This is a genomic window from Rhodococcus sp. IEGM 1241 (genome assembly GCF_033142365.1).
In the GTDB taxonomy this organism is placed as follows: Bacteria; Actinomycetota; Actinomycetes; order Mycobacteriales; family Mycobacteriaceae; genus Rhodococcus_F; species Rhodococcus_F erythropolis.
On record NZ_JAWLSE010000003.1, the window covers coordinates 298,061 to 317,898 of the forward strand.

General features: G+C 63.2%; 19 protein-coding genes and 1 other RNA gene. 8 read left to right on the top strand and 12 right to left on the bottom strand.

Annotated features, from left to right (window positions below; all coding sequences use genetic code 11):
• Nucleotides 1-17: 17 nt before the first annotated feature.
• A complete protein-coding gene (locus R4P70_RS16370; protein ID WP_046378361.1) occupies nt 18-998 on the top strand; it encodes an alkaline phosphatase family protein in 981 nt (326 codons plus the stop codon).
• Between the two features lie 89 nt (nt 999-1,087).
• Here R4P70_RS16370 and ssrA read toward each other — a convergent pair.
• The 3 genes from ssrA to R4P70_RS16385 form a co-directional block, all read right to left on the bottom strand.
• Nucleotides 1,088-1,458, bottom strand: a transfer-messenger RNA (tmRNA) gene (gene ssrA / locus R4P70_RS16375).
• Between the two features lie 66 nt (nt 1,459-1,524).
• Nucleotides 1,525-3,063 carry an SDR family oxidoreductase gene (locus R4P70_RS16380; protein ID WP_020969261.1) on the bottom strand — a complete coding sequence of 513 codons (1,539 nt, stop codon included), beginning with the start codon at nt 3,061-3,063 and terminating at the stop codon, nt 1,525-1,527.
• 20 nt (nt 3,064-3,083) lie between these two features.
• On the bottom strand, nt 3,084-4,031 hold the full coding sequence (locus tag R4P70_RS16385) for an NAD(P)/FAD-dependent oxidoreductase (RefSeq protein ID WP_060938676.1): 948 nt from the start codon (nt 4,029-4,031) through the stop codon (nt 3,084-3,086).
• 65 nt (nt 4,032-4,096) lie between these two features.
• Here R4P70_RS16385 and R4P70_RS16390 point away from each other — a divergent pair, with 65 nt between their 5' ends.
• The gene (locus tag R4P70_RS16390) at nt 4,097-4,681 is read left to right on the top strand and encodes a helix-turn-helix domain-containing protein (protein WP_007731290.1); all 585 of its coding nucleotides are present in this window, start codon (nt 4,097-4,099) and stop codon (nt 4,679-4,681) included.
• A 37-nt stretch (nt 4,682-4,718) separates the two neighbouring features.
• On the opposite strand, the gene R4P70_RS16395 is transcribed toward R4P70_RS16390, so the two are convergent.
• The 7 genes from R4P70_RS16395 to prfB all read right to left on the bottom strand — a co-directional run bounded on the left by R4P70_RS16395 (nt 4,719) and on the right by prfB (nt 10,368).
• Nucleotides 4,719-5,576: a DMT family transporter gene (locus tag R4P70_RS16395; protein WP_075832889.1), complete on the bottom strand. Its 858-nt coding sequence runs from the start codon at nt 5,574-5,576 to the stop codon at nt 4,719-4,721.
• A gap of 8 nt (nt 5,577-5,584) precedes the next feature.
• Nucleotides 5,585-6,058, bottom strand: coding sequence for an SsrA-binding protein SmpB (gene smpB, locus R4P70_RS16400; RefSeq protein WP_003942330.1), 474 nt, complete (start codon nt 6,056-6,058; stop codon nt 5,585-5,587).
• Between the two features lie 76 nt (nt 6,059-6,134).
• Complete coding sequence (gene ftsX, locus R4P70_RS16405; protein WP_003942367.1) at nt 6,135-7,040, bottom strand: permease-like cell division protein FtsX; 906 nt, start codon at nt 7,038-7,040, stop codon at nt 6,135-6,137.
• An 81-nt stretch (nt 7,041-7,121) separates the two neighbouring features.
• Complete coding sequence (ftsE, locus tag R4P70_RS16410; protein ID WP_020969258.1) at nt 7,122-7,802, bottom strand: cell division ATP-binding protein FtsE; 681 nt, start codon at nt 7,800-7,802, stop codon at nt 7,122-7,124.
• A 70-nt stretch (nt 7,803-7,872) separates the two neighbouring features.
• On the bottom strand, nt 7,873-8,358 hold the full coding sequence (locus tag R4P70_RS16415) for a hypothetical protein (protein ID WP_317831016.1): 486 nt from the start codon (nt 8,356-8,358) through the stop codon (nt 7,873-7,875).
• The gene (locus R4P70_RS16420; RefSeq protein ID WP_019747849.1) at nt 8,355-9,239 is read right to left on the bottom strand and encodes a mechanosensitive ion channel family protein; all 885 of its coding nucleotides are present in this window, start codon (nt 9,237-9,239) and stop codon (nt 8,355-8,357) included. Before R4P70_RS16420 ends, R4P70_RS16415 begins: the two co-directional genes overlap by 4 nt.
• Before the next feature lie 22 nt (nt 9,240-9,261).
• Nucleotides 9,262-10,368 (bottom strand): peptide chain release factor 2, encoded by a 1,107-nt coding sequence (prfB, locus tag R4P70_RS16425; protein ID WP_003942364.1) that lies wholly within the window; start codon nt 10,366-10,368, stop codon nt 9,262-9,264.
• Between the two features lie 133 nt (nt 10,369-10,501).
• Here prfB and R4P70_RS16430 point away from each other — a divergent pair, with 133 nt between their 5' ends.
• The 3 genes from R4P70_RS16430 to R4P70_RS16440 all read left to right on the top strand — a co-directional run bounded on the left by R4P70_RS16430 (nt 10,502) and on the right by R4P70_RS16440 (nt 13,468).
• Nucleotides 10,502-10,996, top strand: a complete 495-nt coding sequence (locus R4P70_RS16430; RefSeq protein WP_243617273.1) for a beta-class carbonic anhydrase — start codon at nt 10,502-10,504, stop codon at nt 10,994-10,996.
• 19 nt (nt 10,997-11,015) lie between these two features.
• Nucleotides 11,016-11,798 (top strand): histidinol-phosphatase, encoded by a 783-nt coding sequence (gene hisN / locus R4P70_RS16435; protein ID WP_243617131.1) that lies wholly within the window; start codon nt 11,016-11,018, stop codon nt 11,796-11,798.
• Nucleotides 11,799-11,935: 137 nt separating this feature from the next.
• Nucleotides 11,936-13,468 (top strand): multicopper oxidase family protein, encoded by a 1,533-nt coding sequence (locus R4P70_RS16440; protein WP_317831017.1) that lies wholly within the window; start codon nt 11,936-11,938, stop codon nt 13,466-13,468.
• Here the strand turns inward: R4P70_RS16440 and R4P70_RS16445 are convergent.
• The gene (locus tag R4P70_RS16445) at nt 13,462-14,100 is read right to left on the bottom strand and encodes a response regulator (protein WP_069145913.1); all 639 of its coding nucleotides are present in this window, start codon (nt 14,098-14,100) and stop codon (nt 13,462-13,464) included. The two genes, R4P70_RS16440 and R4P70_RS16445, sit on opposite strands and share 7 nt — an antisense overlap.
• A complete protein-coding gene (locus R4P70_RS16450) occupies nt 14,097-15,203 on the bottom strand; it encodes a sensor histidine kinase (RefSeq protein ID WP_243617272.1) in 1,107 nt (368 codons plus the stop codon). The genes R4P70_RS16445 and R4P70_RS16450 overlap by 4 nt, the downstream gene beginning before the upstream one ends.
• A gap of 142 nt (nt 15,204-15,345) precedes the next feature.
• Here R4P70_RS16450 and R4P70_RS16455 point away from each other — a divergent pair, with 142 nt between their 5' ends.
• The 3 genes from R4P70_RS16455 (at nt 15,346) to R4P70_RS16465 (ending at nt 19,835) form a co-directional block, all read left to right on the top strand.
• Nucleotides 15,346-16,794 (top strand): acyl-CoA dehydrogenase family protein, encoded by a 1,449-nt coding sequence (locus R4P70_RS16455; protein WP_029255064.1) that lies wholly within the window; start codon nt 15,346-15,348, stop codon nt 16,792-16,794.
• A gap of 27 nt (nt 16,795-16,821) precedes the next feature.
• Nucleotides 16,822-18,027, top strand: coding sequence for an acyl-CoA dehydrogenase family protein (locus R4P70_RS16460; protein WP_003942363.1), 1,206 nt, complete (start codon nt 16,822-16,824; stop codon nt 18,025-18,027).
• A gap of 173 nt (nt 18,028-18,200) precedes the next feature.
• Nucleotides 18,201-19,835, top strand: coding sequence for an acyl-CoA synthetase (locus R4P70_RS16465; protein ID WP_084326428.1), 1,635 nt, complete (start codon nt 18,201-18,203; stop codon nt 19,833-19,835).
• Nucleotides 19,836-19,838 lie beyond the last annotated feature (3 nt).

A 19,838-nucleotide genomic window follows, 5' to 3' on the forward strand; every position in this document is an offset into this window, starting at 1 on the left:
ATCGCAATATCTTTAGCGTGACCAAGAAAATCGCACGCACCTCAGCCGCTATCACACTCCTCCTCGCCGGCGCTGTTGCTGCCGGAACTGCAACTGCTGCAGCAATTCCCGGATCGTCCGACCTCAATCCGTCGGCCGCCGAGAAGACAGTTGTCATCGGCCTTGACGGCACCATGCTCAGCCACATCAAGACCGCCGACGCTCCCCGTCTCCAGAAGCTGATCGCCGAAGGAACCAGCGGAGAATCTTCCATCCTCGGCCACACCACCATCTCCGGACCGTCGTGGTCGACCATCCTGACCGGCGTCTGGGACACCAAGCACGGTGTCAAGGACAACACGTACGCAGGCGCCCGCTTCGACCTCTACCCGAGCGTGTTCACACGGTTGGAAACAGCACAGCCCTCTCTGCTCACCGAGTCGATCTCCACCTGGGGCGGCATCGACAACATCGCATCCAGCGGCACGCCGAAAGCCGACGTTGTCGTCACCACTGCCGATGCAGGTTCCGGAGCGGCCACCGATGCTGCGACCGCTGACGCCGTCGCCCGCGACATCACCGACAAGGGACCTGACCTGATCTTCACCCAACTCGATCAGGTGGACGGCGCGGGGCACAGCGGCGGCACCAACGGCGCTGCGTACGAAGAGTCCATTGCCTCGGTCGACGCTCAGGTGGGCAAGATTGTCGATGCCGTTGATCAACGCGCCGCGAAGACCGGTGAGAAGTGGACGGTTCTGGTCACTGCGGATCACGGCCACAAGCCTGCTGGAGGGCACGGTGGCCAGACGCCGGCGGAAGCAACGACATTCGTCATTGCACGCGGTGCGGGATACGCGGCCGGCAAGACCACCGACGCGTACACGATCGCCGACATCACGCCGACCATCCTCCAAAGCCTGGGCGTTGCATTGCCTGCCGATCTGGACGGAAAGCCGCTGGCCAAGGAAGCTCCCGGCTTCGTCGGCTCGGTCGACCTGGGATTCTTCGGCTCCTGATCGCAAGAAGACCCGGGCGCTCAGCAGAGTGCCGCAGCAAGACCGCAAAAAGGTCGGGCCGGAGAGCGTGTGCTCTCCGGCCCGACCTGTTGTGGAGCTGCCGGGAATTGAACCCGGGTCCTACGTTGAATCGCTAGGGCTTCTCCGTGTGCAGTTCGCTAAGTCTCTACTTGGATCTCCCAGTCTCGCGAACAAGCCAGGATGACGATCCCAGTCACTGTTTGATGTCCCATTCGACTCCGTGACCGAGCCGAACAGTAAAGCCCTCTAGCTGATGCCAGGAACCGGGTCGAGGGCAACCCCGGGCTGACAGACACGCTTCGCTACTTAGGCAGCGAGAGCGTAGTCGCGCTGATTGGAATCGGCGCTTATAGGTTTGCAGCGACGCTTACGGTGGTCTCTTGCCTGCACCGACACGCTTCCCCTAACTCAACACACGCAGTCGAAACCGTTCAGCCCCGTGTGTGCCCCGCGTCTTTCGTGGGGCTATTCACTATAACGCGCCGAAGTTCGGAAGTCATACCAATTAATCGGCGGCACTTTCCGTGTCCTTCGCCGCAGCTGATTCCCTGATAGCTGCGGTCTCACGCTCTGCAGCACCGGTGATGTTGGTGATCATCCCTTGGAAGACAACTCCGTGGAAAGGCAGGATCGAGTACCAGTACGCCCGGCCGGCGAGCCCGCGCGGGAAGAAGACCGCACGCTGATCGAGATGCGAACCCACCGGCCGTCCATCCGCACCCGCCGGACCTTCCGACACTCGCAACTCCAACCATGCTCCGCCCGGGACCTTCATCTCGGCGCGCAATCGGAGCAACTTGCCTCGATCGATTTCTTCGACCCGCCAGAAGTCCAGGGCTTCACCGGTGTTGAGCCGACGTGGATCCCGCCTACCCCGGCGCAGTCCGACCCCGCCGACCGCGCGGTCCATCCACCCCCGGATGGCCCACGCCAAAGGGAATGAATACCAACCATTCTCGCCGCCGATCGACTCGACGACCGACCAGAGGGTTTTCGGATCCGCAGCACAGTCACGTTCGCGGTGGTCTACGTAAACTGCCTCCCCTGCCCAGTCCGGGTCGGACGGAAGAGGATCGGACGGCGCTCCCGCGATCGTCGCACCGGACCACGCCGTCTCCACCTCACCGGTCTCGATCTTGCGAAGCGCCAAACGCACAGCTTCCCGGTACGGTGTGAGGCCACCGGCCGGAGGCGGGATGAAGTCGTCGATGTCGTGGTTGTGCATCACCGCGTCGTTCTGCAGTGATTCGATCAGTGGCATCGCCAAGCCCCGCGGGATCGGCGTGACCAATCCCACCCAGTGACCTGCCAGACGCGGGGTGAGGACGGGCAAGACGAGGATGCGTCGGCGTACCAATCCTGCGACGTCGGCGTAGGTGTTCATCATCTCGCCGTACTGCATGACATCTGGCCCACCGATGTCGAAGGCGCGGTTGACCTCCGGTGTTGTCGCCGCGGCTGCGATCAAATAGTGGAGTACGTCACGCACCGCGATCGGCTGAATGTTGTTGTGCACCCACTTGGGTGTGGTCATCACCGGAAGTCGATTGGTCAAGTGGCGCACCATTTCGAAGGACGCCGAACCCGATCCGATCACCACCCCAGCTTGAAATACAACGGTCGGAACCTCGGAGTCGAGGAGGATCCGACCGACTTCGAGCCGAGACTGCAAGTGAGTCGACAACTCTCGGTCGGACGGATGAAGCCCGCCCAGGTAGACGATCCGGCGCACCCCCGCATCGCGGGCAGCGGCGGCGACGTTCTCCGCGCTTCGCTTGTCGATATCCGAGAACGACCCTCCACCGCCCATGGCGTGAACGAGGTAGTAGACCACGTCGATATCGTCGAAAACACCTGAGAGGGAGGCACTGTCGGTCAGATCCCCACGCTTGATCTCCACGGAATCATGCCAGGGAACATCGCGTAGTTTCTCCGGGCTGCGCACCACCACTCGAACGCGATGGCCCTCTTCGACCAGACGAGGGGCAAGACGTCCGCCGATGTATCCGGTCGCACCCGTGATCAACACTCTCACTGCGTCCATCACCCCACGCTACGCACAATTCAACTGCGAAGCGCGAGTGCAACCTCGAGGTCGTCGTTGGTCAACATCATGTTGATCCCCGCTCCAGCCTTCGCCCCGGCGGCTGCGGCCATGATGACCTGGGCACCCGGGTCGACGACGTTGCCCGCAGCGAACACGCCGGGCACGCTCGTCGCCCCCATCATGTCGACTGTGACGAAATCGCCCATCATCGTCTCAGCGCGCTGCGCGCCGAATGCGCGCAAGATCGCATCGTTGGGGTCCATCGTGAGAGCGCCACCGACAAAGACCGCCGAACGCGCGACCACAGTGCCGTCGGCCAACCGCACGCCCACCAACCGATCATCCTCGACGACGGGACCAGCGACCTCACCCTCGACGATCGAAATATCGCGAGCTGCAAGCTTTTCCCGATCTTCGGAACTCAGTTCGGTGATTCGATGGAGGAAGAGAACTACGTCGTCGGACCACTGGCGAACCATGAGGGCCTGGTGCATCGCAAATTCCGCGCTCTTGGCGATCACGCCAAGCGGCTGATCGCGCACGCTGTACCCGTGGCAGTACGGGCAGTGCAACACGTCGCGGCCCCAACGCTCGCCGAAGACTTCGAGTTCGTCCGGCAGGCGGTCCGTCAGACCCGTTGCAACGAGGACCTTGCGCACCTGAATCTTGCTGCCGTCAGCCAGTTCTACCGAGAATTTCTCGCCGTCCCGTGTCACGGAGACAACGGTGCCGTCATGGAACTCGCCGCCGAATTTGCGGACCTCACCTCGGCCGATGGTCAACAATTCGGCGGGGTTCATGCCGTCGCGGGAGAGGAATCCGTTCATGTGATCGGCGGCCGCGTTCCGTGGTGATCCGTTGTCGAAGACGATCACGGACCTGCGTGCCTGACCAAGGATGAGTGCGGCGTTCAGCCCCGCCGCGCCGGCTCCGATTACTGCTACGTCGAATGAGTTCTGCGTCATGAATCCAGAATGACAAGAGATCGCGTTCTTGACAAACACTGTTGCCACTTTGGCAAAATAGATCCATGACCGAAACATCGTTCGAAGCCGTTCTAGCCGGCATCGGCCCTCGCCTACGTGCGTTGCGCCAGCAGTCCGACATGACCCTGGCCGACCTGTCGGAGACCACCGACATCAGCGTCAGCACACTCTCGAGACTCGAATCCGGTACTCGCCGAGCCAACTTGGAGTTGCTGCTGCCGATCGCCAAGGCACACGGCGTCCCGTTGGACGACCTGGTGAACAGCAAGATCAAGGACCCCCGCGTTCGAGAAGAACCGCGAACGGTCGGATGCATGACGGTCATTCCGCTGACCAGTCAGCCCGGCAACCTCCAGGCCTACAAGATGATCATCTCCCCCACCGACGACGATCGCGAACCGGGATCCCACGAGGGCTACGAGTGGGTCTACGTTCTGTCCGGGCGCATCCGACTCCAACTCGGCGACCGGGATTTCATCATGGGGGCAGGTGAGGCCGCCGAGTTCGACACCCACATTCCGCACCGCATCAGCGCTGCCGACGGCCGACCTGCGGAGGCGATCAGTCTCTTCGGGAAACAGGGCGAGCGTGTTCACCTACGCGCAGCGCCGGCCGACAGACGCGGCTGAAACACTAGGACTGAAAACGCTGGAACTCGAAAAGAATCTAGGCGCCCGCGACGGCAATCATGCCGACTGCCGCCAGCGCCAACAGCATTCCTGCTTGTTGCACGCGGCTTACTCGCTCGCCCAGCATCACCATGGCGAGCAGAACCGTCGCAGCCGGATACAGCGAACCGATCACGCTGACCAGTGAGAGCATTCCGCCTTGGAAGGCGTAGATCATCGTCCCGTTCGCGACGACGTCGAGGACGCTGACGTACACCGCGAGTTTGAGTGGCTCGCCTCGTGGGAGAACGAAGTGACCGGCCGCCAGCGCGACCAACCACACCACGACGGTCGCGGCGCCGCGAGATACGGCCAACGCCCACAGTCCGCTGCCCTCGCCGATCTGGTGAAGTGCGATGAACGAGAGAGCAAATGCGCCGCCGCTTCCGACGGTCAGAAGCGCCACTTGCCTGGTGAAGCGGAGAGTGATTCCGCCGGCAACCTCACCCGCGGTGTCGTCAGGCGACTCGCGGCTGACCAGGACGACGGCGACCAGCGCGACGGCAATACCCAGGTACGCGATCAACCCCGGCCGCTCACCGAAAGCGAATCCGACGAGGACCGGAATACCCGCCACCAGAACAGCTGTCAGCGGCGAGACCACCGACATGGGGCCAGTTGCCAGCGCGAGATAGAACCACCACACCGCCAGACCACTCGTGACGCCCGCGATCGCGCCCCAGATCAAACCGTTCAGCGTCAGCGTCCCGGATACGAAAGGTGCTGCGATCAGAACGATGACGAGCGAGAGCGGATACGAGACGATCACCACGCGCAGTGCGGCAACTCGTCGTGATGCAACTCCCCCGACGAAGTCGCTGACTCCGTAGGCAACTGCCGCCACGAGGGCAAGCAGGATGGAGGTCAGCGCATGCCCTTGATACGACGACCGAGCTCGCGGGTCACCTCGCGCTCGGCGGTCCGCTTGGCCATGTCCTGGCGCTTGTCGTAGTCCTGCTTACCCTTTGCCAGCGCGAGTTCGACCTTGACCTTGCCGTCGTTGAAGTACATCGAGAGCGGAACCAGTGTCTGGTTTCCCTCGCGGGTCTTGCCGACGAGGTGCTCGATCTCACGCTTGTGCAGCAGGAGCTTTCGGGTGCGGCGCGGTGAGTGGTTGTTCCACGTGCCTTGCGTGTACTCCGGAATGTGCAACGAGCGCAACCACACTTCGCCGTTGTCCACGGTGGCGAACGCATCGACGAGCGACGCCTTGCCTTCACGCAGACTCTTGACCTCGGTCCCGACGAGCGCGATTCCGGCCTCGTAGGTGTCGATGATCGTGTAGTTGTGGCGTGCTTTGCGATTGGTCGCAATGACCTTGCGGCCCTTTTCCTTCACTGTCCGGGCCTCTCAGTCCGCTGTCTTGCTGTCGAATGGTTCTTGCTGTTCCAGCATAGAAGCTCGTGCAAACCGATTATTCGCGGACGTAAAGACGCAGTGTCACGTACGCCGTCACCGCGGCCATTCCGACGCCGGCAAGCACGAGGATCGGCGAGACGAACAGCACGTCACTGTTGGAGATCCGCGCCACGATATTGGCTTCGTAGACATCGGACAGGACCCCGTCGATGAAGACGTTCTTCGCCGTGAACAGGCCGGCAATGGCGAGCACCGCACCGATCAAGGCCGCCACGACGGCTTCGAGGAGGAACGGAAGCTGGGTGTACCACCGCGTCGCGCCGACCAACCGCATGATGTTGACCTCGGTACGACGCGTGAACGCGGCGATCTGGACCATGTTGGCGATCAGCAGGATGGCCGCGATCGCCTGGACGATCGCGATCGCGAACGCTGCGTTGCGCACTCCACCGAGCACGCTGAACAGTCGGTCCACCAACTCGCGCTGATTGAGCACACTCTCGACGCCGGGCCTCGAACCGAAGGTGTCGTTGATGACGCCGAACCGCTCCGGGTCACTGAGCTTGACCTTGAACGACGCCGGGAAGCTGTCCGGGCTCACCAGCGCTGCCAGCTCGGGCTGGTCCTTGAACACGCGCTCGGTGGCGTCCTTCACGGCGTCTTCGCGGTTGAGGTACTGAACCGCGACGACGGACGGAGTCTGCTCGAGTTCCTTGCGCAACGAACTGCAGATCTCCTGCTCGCAACCGGGATCAGCCGAAGAGATGTCGTCGGTCAGGAAGATCTGCACCTCGACACGTTCGAGGAAGATCTGCTGGGTCTTGCCTGCCATCTGCACGACCAGCAGACCACCGCCGAAGAGACCGAGGGAGATTGCCGTCGTCAAGATCATGGCGATGGTCATCGTGATGTTGCGGCGTAGGCCGGTCAGGACTTCGCTGAAAATAAAGCTGGCGCGCATCGGGGAATCCGATTCCTTTTCGAGAGGCCGGTTGTTTCACGACAACCGGTGGGCGTACGGGACGTGTGGTCGTAGTCGGCGCTACCTGCCGACGCCGTACACACCCCGCGCTTCGTCTCTGGTCACCTTGCCGAGATCGAGTTCGATGACGCGTCGACGCATGGAGTCGACGATGTGGTGATCGTGGGTCGCCATCACGACGGTGGTGCCTGTGCGGTTGATCCGCTCGAGCAGCAGCATGATGTCCTGGCTCGTTTCGGGGTCCAGGTTGCCGGTGGGCTCGTCGGCGAGCAGCACGAGCGGGCGGTTCACGAATGCGCGGGCGATGGCGACGCGCTGCTGCTCACCGCCGGAGAGTTCGGTGGGCAGTCGATCGGCTTTGCCGGCCAGACCGACCATGTCGAGAACCTCGGGCACAGTGCGCGCGATGACGTTGCGGGGCTTGCCGATGACTTCCAACGCAAAGGCGACGTTCTCGGACACCGTCTTCTGCTGAAGCAGGCGGAAGTCCTGGAAAACACAGCCCATGCTCTGGCGAAGCTTCGGCACGCGGCGGGCCGCCAACTTGTTGACGTGGAAATCCGCGACCTCGATGTCACCGGACGTGGGTGACTCCATCTTGAGCAGCAACCGCATGAACGTCGACTTGCCAGAGCCGGAGGGGCCGATGAGGAAGACGAACTCCCCCTTCTCCACCTCCACGCTGACTTTGTCGAGCGCCGGCCTGGTGGAGGCCTTGTAGGACTTCGACACATTCTTCATGCTGATCACAACTAGCCAGTCTAGCCGTTATCTAACGGTGACCTTGGCGCCACGCGCGAGCACCTCGTCCTTATCCGGTACCTGTGGTCGCAGGTGACTGTGGCACCGACGTCGGTGCCTGCATTGCCGCGCCAGGTTGCGGGACGGTCGTCGTCGCAGGAGTCGTCGGCACTGTGGTCGCAGACTGTTCGGCGTTTCCCGGAGCAGGCGCTGGACCAGAAGTCGGCGTCGGAGAACCGGAGCTGCCCGTACTCGATTCCGAGGACGGAGCCTCGGAGGTGGTCGTCGGCTCGGTCGAGGACGGCACGGGGGTCGTCGTCGACGGTTGTTTGACCGAAGGCGCGACGTACGGCTCGGTCTGCGACGTGTCGACGCTCGGCGGCGGGTTTGCTGCCGTTTCTTCCGGATTGAGGTACGTGTGCAGCAGATACGTGAGGATCCAGGCGACCACGAGAATGAACGTCGAGGTGCGCATCCGGCCACCGAAGATCCGTGACGGAAGCCAGTCCAGGTGAATCAGGCGGTCGAGTCCGCGGCGCGGTTCCTGATCGGTCATTCGCTCGCCTCCTCGGTCCGTGCGGTGTGCAGATCCGGTGACACCGTGATCCCCTGACGTCGCAGTGCTGCGGCGACGCGGACACGAAGTGCTCGCCCGACCTGGAATTGTTTGCCAGGCAGCGTGCGCGCAACCATCCGCACGTTGACCTGATCGACCTCGAGGCTTTCGACGCCCATGACAGTGGGCTCGTCGAGCAGCAGTTTCTTGAGTCCACGGTCAGCCATCGCGTCGACTCCGACCTGACGAAGTACCTCGTTGACCCGGGTGAGGTCGGCAGTCGCCGGAACCGGAACGTCGATGACGGCGCGTGCCCAGTCTTTGGACAGGTTGGTCGCTTTCACGATCTGGCCGTTGGGAACGGTGATGACCTCGCCGTCGGAGTTTCGCATTCGCGTCACGCGCAGGGTCACGTCCTCGATGACACCTTCGGCGTCGTCGGAGGAGCCGGTGATCGCAAGTCGCACGGTGTCACCGAAGCCGTACTGGCGTTCGGTGATGATGAAGAAACCGGCAAGAATGTCCTGCACGACGCGCTGTGCACCGAAACCGAGCGCCGCACCGAGAACAGTTGCCGGCGCCACGAGACTGCCGATCGGCAAATTCAGTTGGTCGAGAACCTTCAGCGTCGCGATCACGTAGATGAACGTGATGACCACCCAGGTGATGACCTGCGCGACCGAGTGGCGATGCTTGGTCGCCTCGGAGCGAACCAGCGCATCGCCCAACTGATAGTTGGAGTCGATCTGGTCGGTGACCTTGTTGCCGCCCCAACTGACCAACCGGGCGAGAATCATCGCGCCGAGCACGGTCATGAGGACGGACAAACCGGTGGTTTGAAGCCAATCGAGCAGGTTCTGCCCAGGTCGAAGTAAAGTCATCGTGCCTTTCGGTATCCGAACGCTATGCGGACTGGTTCTCGCTCATGCGCCAGCGGATGCCGGCCTCGAGGAACCCGTCGATGTCGCCGTCGAGCACTGCCGACGGGTTGTTGACCTCGTACTCGGTACGCAGGTCCTTGACCATCTGGTACGGATGCAGAACGTAGGAACGCATCTGGTTGCCCCACGAGCTGCCGCTGTCGCCCTTGAGCGCATCCATCTCGGCGCGCTCTTCCTGACGCTTGACCGCGAGCAGCTTGGCCTGCAGGACGCGCATCGCCGACACCTTGTTCTGGAGCTGCGACTTCTCGTTCTGACAGGTGACGACGATTCCCGTCGGGATGTGTGTGAGTCGAACGGCGGAGTCAGTGGTGTTCACGGACTGGCCACCCGGACCGGACGAGCGGTAGACGTCGACGCGGATGTCGTTCTCGTTGATCTCGATGTGGTCGGTCGTCTCGACGACCGGCAGGACCTCGACCTCGGCGAACGACGTCTGGCGACGCCCCTGGTTGTCGAACGGGCTGATTCGGACGAGCCGGTGGGTGCCCATCTCGACGGACAGCGTTCCGTAGGTGTACGGGCCCTTGATCGCGAACGTCGCGCTCTTGAGTCCGGCTTCTTCGGCGTACGACGTGTCGTAGACCTCGACGCCGTAGTCGTGCTTCTCTGCCCAGCGGATGTACATACGCATCAGCATCTCGGCCCAGTCTGCGGCGTCGATTCCGCCGGCGCCGGAGCGGATGTTGATGAGTGCGTCGCGCTCGTCGTACTCGCCCGACAGCATGGTCTTGACTTCCATCGCCGCGATGTCGTCACGCAGGCTCGCCCGCTCGGCGTCGGCATCGGCCACCGCGTCGGGGCCTTCGTCTTCTGCCAGTTCGTAGAGGATCGGCATCTCGTCGAGCCGCTCGCGCAGTGCAACGATGCGGCGAAGCTCCGCCTGGGCGTGGGAGAGCTGGCTGGTGACCTGTTGGGCGTGTTCCTGGTCGTTCCACAGACCGGGGTCGGCCGCCTGGTGCTCGAGCTCGTCGATGCGTCGGCGCAGCTCCTCGACGTCCACAACCGATTCGCAGGTGCGAAGGGTGGTGTCGAGGGCGTTCAGGTCTGCAATTACGTCGGGATGCACGGTTCTCAAGGCTACCGGGTGCCGACCTGGGCTCTGCTGTGCGTCACCCTGTCCGCTCCCCCGTGCGTCACCTATTGGGATCACCGCGACTGGAAGCCTTGCCAACCAGGGTCCGAGGGAACCTACTGGAATGATGACTGTCACCGACGAATACCTGCAGAACAACGCCACCTACGCCGAGCAGTTCACCGGTCCGCTCCCCCTCCCACCCAGCAAGCACGTTGCCGTTCTCGCCTGCATGGACGCCCGCATCGACGTCTATCGGGTGCTGGGGATCCAGGAAGGTGAATCGCACGTCATCCGCAATGCGGGTGGAGTCGTCACCGACGACGAGATCCGATCCCTCGCCATCAGCCAGCGTCTGCTGGGAACTACCGAGATCATCCTCATCCACCACACCGACTGCGGAATGCTGACGTTCACCGACGACGACTTCAAGCGATCCATCCAGGACGAGATCGGCATCAAACCCAACTGGGCTGCCGAATCGTTCCCCGACATCGACGAGGACGTCCGTCAGTCGTTGAAGCGCATCGAGAACAGTCCGTTCGTCACCGCGACGACCTCCCTACGCGGATTCGTCTTCGACGTCGCCACCGGAAAGCTGAACGAAGTCCTCCCCGTTTGAGCCGGTAGGTTGTGTACCCGTGACCGATCGCGCATCCGACCTCGCACTCGCCCTCCGTATCGCCGACGAGGCTGACGCGATCACTCGCGCCCGCTTCGGTGCGCTCGATCTTCGAGTCGACGACAAGCCGGACCTCACCCCTGTCTCGGACGCCGACCTCGCTGTCGAACGTGCAGTGCGCGCGACACTCGGTGAGCACCGACCGGAGGATTCCGTACTGGGCGAAGAATTCGGCGGCGACGCAGTCTTCGAGGGCAGGCAGTGGGTGGTCGACCCCATCGACGGGACCAAGAACTTCGTCCGCAACGTACCGGTGTGGGCCACGCTGATCAGCTTGCTCGAGGACGGCGTCCCCGTTATCGGCGTCGTGAGCGCACCCGCCCTGAATCGGCGATGGTGGGCTGCAACAGGTTTGGGCGCACATACGTCCTTCGGGGACAGTGATGCGCGGGCGATCCAGGTATCCGCCGTCGATCGCAGCGAGTCAGCGAGCCTGAGCTTCTCGAGCCTCTCGGGGTGGAAGGACCGCGGAATTCGCGATCAGTTCGTCGAACTCACCGACCACGTATGGCGCGTGCGCGGTTACGGGGACTTCTTCTCCTACTGCCTAGTGGCCGAAGGCGCCGTCGACATTGCTGCCGAACCCGAGGTTTCCCTGTGGGATCTGGCAGCGCTCGACGTATTGGTCCGTGAGGCCGGCGGCGCGTTCACCGATCTGGACGGCGGCGCAGGTCCGCACGGAGGCAGCGCGGTCGCCACCAACGGACTGCTGCACGAAGACGTTCTAACCCGCCTGCGGTAACCACCCGAATACCAGAACATCCCACCCGCCGCAAGGGTCCGAGGGAGGAGTTCCGACAGGCCCGTCGGCAGGATTCGGCACGACATCTCGGCCCGTTGACTGGAAGTAGTTGATCACGCACTACTTCCAGGAGAACGATGAACCGGATTTCCAGGCGCACGATTCTGTTCGGTCTGGCCGCAGCGCCCCTCGGGCTCGCGGTGGGCTGCGGCCCCGACCCGGCAGCGAAGAGCGCCACGTTGGCGGTGGCCGGAACTTCGCGTCCGCTACCGATTCCGCCGCTTGCCGAATCCACCGTCGACGACGCAGGTGTTCGCCACTTCACTCTCCGTGCCGGTGCCGGAACCACCGAGATCGTCGCGGGAAAACTCACCGACACTTGGGGTTTCAACGGATCCATTCTGGGGCCCACCGTCCGCGCCGAGCGCGGAGAATCTGTCGCATTCACGATCGACAACACACTGGCAGAGCCCACGACCGTCCATTGGCACGGCATGCATCTGCCCGCCAGATACGACGGTGGCCCGCACCAGACCATCGAAGCCGGCGGACGCTGGGAACCGGCGTGGACGATCGGTCAGCCGGCGTCGACGCTCTGGTATCACCCACACCCGCACGGATCCACCGAACGGCACGTGCAGCGCGGTCTCGCCGGACTGTTCCTGATCGACGATGCCGACACCCGGGCGTTGGACATCCCCAAAACCTATGGTGTCGACGATGTTCCGCTGATAATCCAGGATCGTCGATTCCTCGCCGACGGCAGCTTCGACGAATCAGATCCGACCGACATCGGCCTGCTCGGCGACACGATCGTCACCAACGGCATCTCCGACGCCTACCTCGACGTCACCACCGGAGTCGTCCGGTTGCGCATCCTGAACGGCTCTTCCGGCCGTCTCTACAACCTGGGGTTCCCCGACGACCGCACGTTCGATCTGATTGCCACCGACGGCGGACTGCTCGAATCACCGATTGCGATCAAGCGGATTCAGCTCAGCCCCGGCGAACGAGCCGAGATCGTGGTTCGCGTCGACCCCGGTGCGACGACCACACTGGTGTCGTTCCCGATCGAGGACGGCGGTGGCGTGAGTTCCTCCGACGCCGAGAACTTCGGCATGAACGACCGCTTCGACATCATCGAACTGCGGGGCGTTGCCAGCCGCGCGTCACGGTCGACTCTCCCGGCGCAGTTGGCCGCACTGCCGCGTCTCGATCCGTCGAAGGCCGACGTTTCCCGAACCTTCGATCTGCAGTGGTACATGATCAACGGGCAACGAATGGACATGAACCGCATCGACTTCGAGGCCGAGATCGGCGCGACCGAGGTGTGGACGATCACCAACAAGGACAACTGGCCACACAATTTCCATGTCCACGACGTACAGTTCCAGATCCTCGACGTCGACGGTCGCACTCCCCCGCCGCACTTGCGCGGACTCAAGGACACCGTCTACACACCGCCGGGCAGCAGGGTTCGCGTCGCACTGCAGTGGTCCGAGTACACCGATCCCACGTTCCCGTACATGTTCCACTGCCACCTGCTGATGCACGAGGATCAAGGGATGATGGGCCAATTCCTCGTCCTCGAACCGGGACAGAAGGCGGCTCCGATGCAGATGGACATGCCGATGGACATGCCGATGCCTGGTTCGCACTCCGGTCACTGAAAGTTCTGCAAGTGGTACACAGCGAGGCGAACCCGATTGTCGCAACCGGTCTTCGACATCAGGTTCGCCACGTGCGTCTTCACCGTGGTCACACCCAGATGCAGTGAGTCTGCGATCTCCTGATTGCTCTTCCCTTCTGCCACCAGTGCGAGGACCTGCGATTCGCGATCGGTCAGCGGAACCCTCGCTGTCACCGCAGTGTCTGCGATACCACCGATCACCGCTCGATCCACAACGCGGCGGAGAAGTTCCGGAGTGAACACCATCTCGCCCTCGGCGACCCGCCGAATGGCGCCGAGCAGCTCGGCGGGTTCGGTGTCCTTGACGAAGAACCCCGAAGCCCCCGCGGCGAGTGCGGGATACAGATGATCGTCGTCGTCGAAGGTGGTCAACACGAGAATGCGCGCTCGTCGACCGGCCTTGACGATCTGCTGCGTGGCACCGATCCCGTCCAGCCCCGGCATTCTCAAGTCCATCAGAATCACGTCGGGATCCAATTCGGCAGCGAGTGCTACCGCCTCGACGCCGTTCGACGCCTCACCGGCCACGGTCATGTCCTCGGCTGCCGCGCACAGCATCCGCAAACCGGCGCGCACCAGTCGCTGGTCGTCGACGATCAGCACGCTGATCACGAGAGACCGCCCGAGACAACCAGTGGAATACTCACGTGCACTTCCCATTTCCCGTCGCTGTTCGTGCCGGCGGTCATCTCGCCGCCGACCAACTCCGCGCGCTCCTGCATTCCCACCAGGCCATGACCTGCATTCCGGGGCGATCCCTCGACGTCGTTGACAACCCTGACATGGACCCGGTTGTCATCGCGACCGACCGAGACCGATACCAGCCCCTTTTTGTCGCCATGCTTCATGACGTTGGTCAGTGATTCCTGAATCACCCGCAACAGCGTCAGCCTGCCGATCGCATCGAGATCGGCTGCGCCTGACTCGACATTCTCCTGGGTATCGAAGACCGACTGCACCTCGAAACCCGCCGCACGCACACGATCTATCGCCGCCCCGATTTCCGCGTCTACGGCATCCGGCTCGACCAGAGCGACCTCACCGAGCGAAGGATCACGAAGTGCGACCAGAAGCCGACGGATATCGGCCAACGCGTCCGACGCCGTCGCACGCACATCCGCGAGGACCTCACGCACGGCCTCGTCCTGGGGCGCCAAGACATGTTGAGCCACGCCGATTCTCAGGACGATCGATGCCATGTGGTGTGCAACCAGGTCGTGCAGTTCGCGGGCGAGCGCACTGCGCTCCGCAGCGCGGGTCTGCGCAAGATTGTTCGCGGCCAATTCACGCTGCGAGCGCAGATACAGTCCGAGCAGCAGTGGCAGCCCCACGTACGCAAGCACTTTCACAGCCGTGGTGACCGAGAAGAATGCTTCGTGAGATTCGAACCAGATCCCCGCGAGCACCGAACCGCACCATCCTGCTGCCGATACGGCAACCATTTCTCTGCGCTCGGCCCGCATCGTGACGTCGACGACGGCGACAGCCCCGAGATACGGAACAAGTTCGGACAGCCCCCAGGCGTCGGCGACGAACATCGGAACGGCGAGCGCCGAGATGGCCAGGGACGCGAAGACCGGCCATCGACGGCCGGCGACGAAGGCGAGCGCCGACAGCATCGACAGTATCCAGTAGGTGACGGGAACTCGATACTCCCCCGGATACGTGCTGGCGATCAACAGGCACGGGACCACCACCAACGGCGCGTAGCGCATATATCGCTGTATCCGATCTGGCACCTCTGTCCGGCTCACCCCTCGAGCCTATGACGCGCATCATTTCGCGGTTTCTCGACAACAGACCTTACTGATGAGTAAGATAAAAATCGTCCAACGCCCCAACACCGAGAAACAGCTGGTGATCATGACCAAGCAAGACAGTGTTGCCCCCGACAAGAGCGCTCAGCGCAGCGAATCGGGCGCGCAGCGCGGCGGCGCCAAGGGTGCGCCCCGCGACACGTCCGCCGTCGGCCTGAACCCGATCAAACGCGACGCCATGGGCGCAGCCATGCGTGTGCTTACCAAGATCACCGGTTCGGAACTGGCCGAGAAGTTCAATCTGCGTCAGACCATCGATCGCGTGACCTACGAGGGCACCAAGACGGGCTTCAAAACCCTGGGTGCCGCCACTCGCGGATTCCAGAAGGTCTCGGGCAACGGTGCACCCAAGCGCCTGCCCGACAACCCGAGCAAGAACGCCGACTACTTCGATCTCACCCCGGACGACGACCAGAAGATGATCGTCGAGACGGTGCGTGAGTTCGCGGCCGAAATCCTGCGTCCCGCGGCCTACGACGCCGACGGCGCAGCTCAGGCCCCCGCCGATCTCTCCAAGCGCGCGGCCGAGCTCGGTATCACGCTGATCAACGTTCCCGAAGAACTCGACGGAGCAGCCGCCGATCGCGGCGCAGTCACCAATTCTCTTGTTGCCGAGGCACTTGCGCACGGAGACATGGGGCTTGCACTTCCGATCCTCGCACCGAGCGGTGTTGCAGTCGCACTGACGCAGTGGGGCACCGACGCGCAGCAGAAGACCTACCTTCCGGCCTTCACCGGCGAGCAGGTCCCCGGCGCAGCAGTAGTGGTCAACGAACCACGCGCACTGTTCGATCCGTTTGCCTTGCAGACCAAGGCAGTGCGCTCGCCCAGCGGCTACAAGCTCAACGGCGTCAAGAGCTTGGTGCCCGCCGCGGCTACGTCCGAACTCTTCGTCATCGCCGCGGAACTCGACGGCAAGCCGTCCTTCTTCATCGTCGAATCCGACACCAAGGGACTCGTCGTCGAAGCAGATCCCAGCATGGGTCTGCGCGCCGCCGGCCTGGGTCGCCTGATCCTCACCGACGTCGCTGTGTCGGAGTCCGCACTGCTCGGCGACGGTGACGCCGAGCAGCGCAAGGCCGAATACGCCGACGCGATTCGCCTGGCTCGCCTCGGTTGGGCGTCCATGGCCGTCGGCACCAGCCAGGCAGTTCTCGACTACGTGATTCCGTACGTCAACGAGCGCGAAGCGTTCGGCGAGCCGATCAGCCACCGCCAGGCGGTTGCCTTCATGGTCGCCAACATCGGCATCGAACTCGACGGACTGCGTCTGGTCACGCTTCGCGGCGCTTCACGCGCCGAGCAGGGCTTGTCCTTCGCTCGCGAATCCGCTCTGGCCCGGAAGCTGGCTTCCGAGAAGGGCATGCAGATCGGCCTCGACGGTGTGCAACTCCTCGGTGGACACGGGTTCACCAAGGAACACCCGGTCGAGCGCTGGTACCGCGACCTCCGTGCCATCGGCGTTGCCGAGGGCATCGTCCTCATCTGACGCCGCTGAACTTCCAGGAGAACCACGATGATCAACCTCGAACTTCCCAAGAAGCTCAAAGCATCAGCGAACCAGGCACATCAGGTCGCGGCGCAGATCTTCCGACCCATTTCACGTAAGTACGATCTCGCTGAGCACGAGTATCCCGTCGAGCTCGACACCATGGCCGCCATGGTCGAAGGCCTCTCCGATTCCGGTGGAGACATCGGCGGTGCCAGCGGCGGACGGTCCGACGCGAGCGCCAAGGGTGGCAACGCCAACGGCGGCAACATGTCTGCGCTCCTCAACTCGCTCGAAACATCTTGGGGCGACGTCGGACTCATGCTCTCGATCCCCTACCAGGGGCTCGGCAACGCCGCGATCGCCGCAGTGTCCACCGACGAACAGCTCGAACGCTTCGGCAAGGTGTGGGCCTCGATGGCCATCACCGAACCGAGCTTCGGTTCCGACTCCGCCGCAGTGACCACCACCGCCGTTCTCGACGGCGACGAGTGGGTTCTCAACGGCGAGAAGATCTTCGTCACCGCCGGTGAGCGTTCGACGCACATCGTCGTGTGGGCGTCGGTCGACAAGTCGAAGGGCCGAGCGGCCATCAAGTCGTTCGTCGTTCCGCGTGACGCACCGGGCCTGAGCGTTGCTCGCCTCGAGCACAAGCTGGGCATCAAGGCCTCCGACACCGCAGTACTCCTGCTCCAGGATTGCCGCATTCCCGCGGACAACATTCTCGGCAGCCCGGAGGTCAACGTCGAGCAGGGCTTTGCCGGCGTCATGCAGACGTTCGACAACACCCGGCCCCTCGTTGCAGCCATGGCCGTCGGCGTCGGACGCGCGGCTCTCGAAGAACTGCGCGGCATCCTGACCGAAGCCGGTGTCGAGATCTCCTACGACACACCGGTCTACAACCAGCATGCAGCTGCAGCCGAGTTCATCCGTTTGGAAGCCGACTGGGAGGCCGCGTACCTGCTGTCTCTGCGCGCGGCGTGGATGGCGGACAACAAGAAGCCGAACTCGCTCGAAGCGTCCATGTCCAAGGCGAAGGCCGGCCGCACCGGCACCGACGTGACGCTCAAGGCAGTCGAGTTGGCCGGAACCTACGGCTACTCGCAGCGCCCGTTGCTCGAGAAGTGGGGCCGCGACTCGAAGATTCTCGACATCTTCGAGGGCACCCAGCAGATCCAGCAGCTGATCGTCGCACGCCGCCTGCTCGGAAAGTCGTCCGCCGAACTGAAGTGACGGTCGAACTGAAGTGACGGTCGCACAGACCCGATCCCGAAACCCTCCGCCCCGCCACCTTTCGAGGTGGCGGGGCGGACTGCTCGGTCGCCATCGTGAAACTTCACCACCGAAACCTGATTGCCCATTAGTGTGTAATCAGTCCTACAACGACGCTCGGAAGAGGTTCACGTATGCCCGGATTGGTCACCAAGGTCACTGACACCATCGGCGCGGCGGGGGTCATGTTCCGAGCCGGACTCGTCCCGTTCCCTCGCCTTGATCGCGGGCTCAAATCCATTGCAGCCGTGGACAAGTACGGACCGTTTGCCGGACCGGTCCATGCACACGCCGAGAACGGCTACGACGCGGTGGCGATCATCGACGAGCGCGGACCCATCACCTATGCCGAGCTCGAGCGTCAGAGCAACGCGTTGGTCCGGGCGTGGCAGGCCGACGGCATCACGTCCGACTCCGTCATGGGTGCGATGTGCCGTAACCATCGAGGCTTGGTCCTGACCATGCTGGCGGCAGCGAAGAACGGAACGAAGCTCGTTCTCATGAACACGGGCTTCGCACGGCCCCAACTCGTGGACGTCGCCGCGCGTGAGAAGGTGGTCGCCTTCGTCTACGACGACGAGTTCGCTGACATCGCCGATGCCTTGCCGGACGACGTCGTCGTCTATCGTTCCTGGCCAGAGGGCACGGCCGCGGACGGTTCCACGGCAGCTACTCTCGACGAGGCCATCGCCGGACGCACCACGTCGTCGGTGCCGGCACCCGAGAAGAACGGTGGCTTCGTCCTCCTCACCAGCGGCACAACGGGAACTCCCAAGGGTGCGCCGCGTGGCCACACCTCCCCTCTCGCGTCGGCGCAATTCCTCGACCGCGTGCCGTTGCGCCGCGGACAGACCATGATGATGGCGGCCCCTGCCTTCCACGGAACCGGCGTTTCGCAGTTCGCTCTCGCGTTGGCGCTCGGCCAGACCGTCGTCATGCATCGAAAGTTCGACCCGGAGAACACGATCAAACTTGTCGCACAATACAAGTGCGACAGTCTGGTCGTGGTCCCGACGATGCTCACTCGCATCATCGACCTCGGTCCCGAAGTGCTGTCCAAGTACGACACGTCGAACCTGAAGATCATCTTCTCGGCAGGTTCGTCACTCTCACCCGACCTGTGCAAACGAGTCACGGCCTCGTTCGGCTACGTCCTCTACAACCTGTACGGATCCACCGAGGTCGCGGTGGCAACAGTCGCGACTCCCGAGGATCTGACCATTGCGCCGGGAACCGCGGGCCGCGCGCCGGTAACCTGTCACGTCGAACTGTTCGACGAGAACAACAAGAAGATCACCACCCCACACACGATCGGCAGAATCTTCGTCGCCAGCGGGCTGAGCTTCGAGGGATACACCGACGGGCGTGACAAGGAACGTATCGACGGACTTCTCTCGACCGGCGACGTCGGACACTTCGACGCCAACGGCCTCCTCTTCGTCGACGGCCGCGACGACGACATGATCGTCTCCGGTGGCGAGAACGTCTACCCGCTCGAAGTCGAGAACCTGCTCGCCGATCGAGAGGACGTCTTGGAAGCGGCAGTCATCGGAGTCGAGGACGCCGACTTCGGGCACCGCCTGCGAGCGTTTGTCGTCGTCGCCCACGGCGCCGACCAGAACTCCGACGAGCTGAAGGATCACGTCCGGTCGAATCTCGCGCGCTACAAGGTTCCCCGCGAGATCGTCTTCATCGACGAACTTCCCCGCAACGCCACCGGAAAGCTGTTGCGCCGCGTCCTGATCGAGATGGAGATCAGCGAAGACTGAGCA

Coding starts and splice junctions, on each gene's coding strand:
- R4P70_RS16380 (WP_020969261.1), bottom strand. CDS start 3,063: ATGGACGCAGTGAGAGTGTTGATCACGGGTGCGACCGGATACATCGGC.
- R4P70_RS16385 (WP_060938676.1), bottom strand. CDS start 4,031: ATGACGCAGAACTCATTCGACGTAGCAGTAATCGGAGCCGGCGCGGCG.
- R4P70_RS16390 (WP_007731290.1), top strand. CDS start 4,097: ATGACCGAAACATCGTTCGAAGCCGTTCTAGCCGGCATCGGCCCTCGC.
- ftsX (WP_003942367.1), bottom strand. CDS start 7,040: ATGCGCGCCAGCTTTATTTTCAGCGAAGTCCTGACCGGCCTACGCCGC.
- ftsE (WP_020969258.1), bottom strand. CDS start 7,802: ATGAAGAATGTGTCGAAGTCCTACAAGGCCTCCACCAGGCCGGCGCTC.
- R4P70_RS16415 (WP_317831016.1), bottom strand. CDS start 8,358: ATGACCGATCAGGAACCGCGCCGCGGACTCGACCGCCTGATTCACCTG.
- R4P70_RS16420 (WP_019747849.1), bottom strand. CDS start 9,239: ATGACTTTACTTCGACCTGGGCAGAACCTGCTCGATTGGCTTCAAACC.
- R4P70_RS16430 (WP_243617273.1), top strand. CDS start 10,502: ATGACTGTCACCGACGAATACCTGCAGAACAACGCCACCTACGCCGAG.
- R4P70_RS16440 (WP_317831017.1), top strand. CDS start 11,936: ATGAACCGGATTTCCAGGCGCACGATTCTGTTCGGTCTGGCCGCAGCG.
- R4P70_RS16450 (WP_243617272.1), bottom strand. CDS start 15,203: ATGCGCTACGCGCCGTTGGTGGTGGTCCCGTGCCTGTTGATCGCCAGC.
- R4P70_RS16460 (WP_003942363.1), top strand. CDS start 16,822: ATGATCAACCTCGAACTTCCCAAGAAGCTCAAAGCATCAGCGAACCAG.
- R4P70_RS16465 (WP_084326428.1), top strand. CDS start 18,201: ATGCCCGGATTGGTCACCAAGGTCACTGACACCATCGGCGCGGCGGGG.